Raw genomic sequence first — 2,788 nt, 5'->3', positions numbered from 1 at the left:
TGTCGCGAGGGAGATTTCCCCGACCGACATCTCAGGCATTTTCCCGAGAAGTTCGAGGATCTCGATCCGGCGGTGGTTCGCGAACCCCTTGACCACCCGCTCCAGCCTGCGCGACCGCGCCCCTGCTTTTCTGACAATGCTCTTCTTCAGTTCCATGCCCGGAATCCTGCCCGCCAGAGAATTTTTTGCAATGTTATTCTAACATTCTTAAGAATGTTGGGACAACAACGGCAACTCTGGGCCCTCTCCCCTGATTGCCCCGGCCAACGGGCAGTGCTGTAAAAACGAACAGCGCCGTCTGCTCGGAAGGGAAGGCCCAACGGACAATCCCGGGGCAACCGATGGAGTCCCCCGGCGGCTGGTTCGGACGGGTCCGCTTGCCGCACTTCATTAAGTAGGGCCTGTCCGGAAAGACGGAATTTTGAAAAGCTTCCGAAAATCGTCCGAAAAACACCACAACATATAGACGCACTTGCGCGGAAAAATTTCCAGCGACGTCATTTTTCAACGACTTGCGCAAAAAATGCCGTTTTTTGACACACCTCTCTTGTGGTGTCATTTTTCACTGGGATCCAGCGTGTATCAGGCGGCCTCGGCGGCGGCCTGCTGATCACAGGCCCAGGGCAGGCGGGCAACGACCCAGAGGTTGTGGGCTAATACGGCCCACGCCACTTGAAGTTGCCGGTTCTTGAACCCTTTGGCTCGCGGCGTTCCGTCCAAAAACACGTTCTTCAATATGCCGACCCGTCCCTCGGTTTGTGCACGGCGACGCAGGGCGGCGGCGAAGACTTCATCTTTCTCCATGCGCTCTGCGAGGTCCTGCGGATTCCTCGGGCACAGCCCGTTGAAAACGCCGTCTTCCTCAAGCATTCGGCGGTTGGCTTTGCTCTCGAACCCCCGGTCTGTGATCATCCCGCAGAGCTGCCCTCCGCTCTTTTTCTTCATCCCGGGATAGCGTTGCTCAAGCCACTTCGGATCTCCCGGCGAGCGATCTTTCATCAGCTCGTGGTCCATGATGTAACCATCGGAGGTTTCCCCTAAAAGCAGACTGTTGCCGAATTCCACGGCCGCCCCCGCTTTTCCTCTCACGATCACGTGGATGTCGCTCTCGTAAAGACTCAGGATCTTATCCTTGCTCGGCACCTGCCGCCCCCCGATCACTCGCTCGTGCGCCTGCCGTTTGGCTTCCGGCATCTGCGCGATCACGTTGTCCATCCCTCGCAGGATCACTTCGGCTTCGGGGCGCGTGAGATCGCTTTCCTCCCAGCAGTCATCCAGGAGCCCACGGTAACGCCGGGCATGTTTGAGCACCACGTCGCACAAGGCTTTCATTTGACGGAGGATTTTCTTGCGCTCTTTCTTGCGGTCTGTTTTCCCTCCCGTTTTCGTCCCCGCACCGGCGCTCATCGCCATGCAAAGCCCGTTCATCTTGCGCAAGAAACTCTCGGGCTCCGGCATGCGATGCAAAAGCCCGTGGCGACGGATCGTCAAAATGTGTCCCGTCAGCGTCCTCACCCCGTCGCGCACGAGAACCCAGTCCACCGGGAAGTGGATGTTCGCCTTCAAGCACGTCGAGTCCACCCATACGACCGCCATGTCCAGCTCGTGCTCCAGCCCGATGATTTTCGCCCGCGCCTCGTCCCGAAGCGCCTCGCCAAGAGCGTCGAGCAACGTCTCCATTTCTTCCGCCGGAAGCCACTTCGCGTAATCGTTGAGAGTGCTCTTTGAGGGAGCCCTCACCACGGGAACGCGCTGCACCCGGCAGAACCACTGATAGAGTTCGCACATGGCCAACTGCCGGCTCGTCTCCCGGCAGCCCACGCTGATCAGGTTTTTGAGCACCATGCACCTCAGCGCCTGGCGGCTTTGTTGCTGGTATCGCCCGATGGCGTCGGGGCCGGAAAGCACTTTCTCCCCGGCCGCTTCCAGCTTGGCCACACGCGCGTCGAAGCGCTCCATGCTCAGCTCCACAAAGCGCAATTCCAGCCCGCTCACATGCAGAATCCGGTCGACCCGCTCAAGCAGCCGTTTGTGATCCGCATAATCTTTGTTTCCGAAAACCGGAACAATTTCTGGACTCAGGAACTCTTGGAAGGATATAACTTTGCTCATCGGTGTGTGTGTTTTTCAGTCTGCAAACCGAAATATAAACACCCGATTTGAGGCATGGCAGCATTTTTTGCTGTCCATGCCTTCTTTCTTTCGCCTTCAAACCCGCTTCAGTGCTTGCTCTCCGCCTTGGCGGACTGGCTCTATGTAGCGCCCTCCTCGCCCTGCTCCCCGCAGCAGGCGGGTCGTCCGCCTCATCAGCCAAGCCCTCCGGCATGGTCTGGGTGGCGGAGGGGATCTCCACCGCGCCCATCATCGTGCCGGTGGAAGATCCAACCAAGGAAGTCCACCAGGCGGCCAACGACCTTGCCGGCTACGTGGAGCGCATGAGCGGCCGCCGTCCCGAAATTATTCAGGGCACTCCGGATCCCCTGCCGGAGCGCGCGGTCTGGGTCGGCTATCAGCCGGTTTTGAAAACCCTATTCCCAAAGCTGGACTTCGACTTCCAGCATCCCGAAGAGATTCTTATCGCCGCGAACGAACGTTACCTGGTCATCGCCGGGCGCGACCGCGAATCGTTCATTATTCCAAAACCTCTCGTTTATAGCCCGACGTCTGTGGGCGAATTCGGAACTGCGAACGCGGTGAGCACCTTCATCCATGACCACCTGGGAGTCCGCTGGCTCTGGCCGGGAGAGCTGGGCACGGATATCCCGCACCGCGACCGGATCGCCTTCGA

Annotated in this window: 2 protein-coding genes; one reads left to right on the top strand and one right to left on the bottom strand. The window is 58.9% G+C overall.

What is annotated here, in order from left to right:
* Positions 1 to 582: 582 nt before the first annotated feature.
* Positions 583 to 2,112, bottom strand: a complete 1,530-nt coding sequence (locus QZY03_RS17135) for a transposase (RefSeq protein WP_295583176.1) — start codon at positions 2,110 to 2,112, stop codon at positions 583 to 585.
* A 212-nt stretch (positions 2,113 to 2,324) separates the two neighbouring features.
* On the opposite strand from QZY03_RS17135, the gene QZY03_RS17130 reads away from it, so the two are divergent.
* The coding region (locus tag QZY03_RS17130) for a hypothetical protein (protein WP_295583174.1) at positions 2,325 to 2,788 on the top strand (464 nt) is incomplete at its 3' end.

The sequence above is a fragment of the uncultured Lamprocystis sp. genome, from assembly GCF_903933125.1.
Taxonomy (GTDB): domain Bacteria; phylum Pseudomonadota; class Gammaproteobacteria; order Chromatiales; family Chromatiaceae; genus Thiodictyon.
Note: the sequence above shows the minus strand (reverse complement) of the source record. Positions and strands in the feature narration are given on the sequence as shown.

Excerpts from the sequence above, each read along its gene's own strand:
- QZY03_RS17135 (WP_295583176.1), bottom strand. The coding sequence starts at position 2,112 with ATGAGCAAAGTTATATCCTTCCAAGAGTTCCTGAGTCCAGAAATTGTT.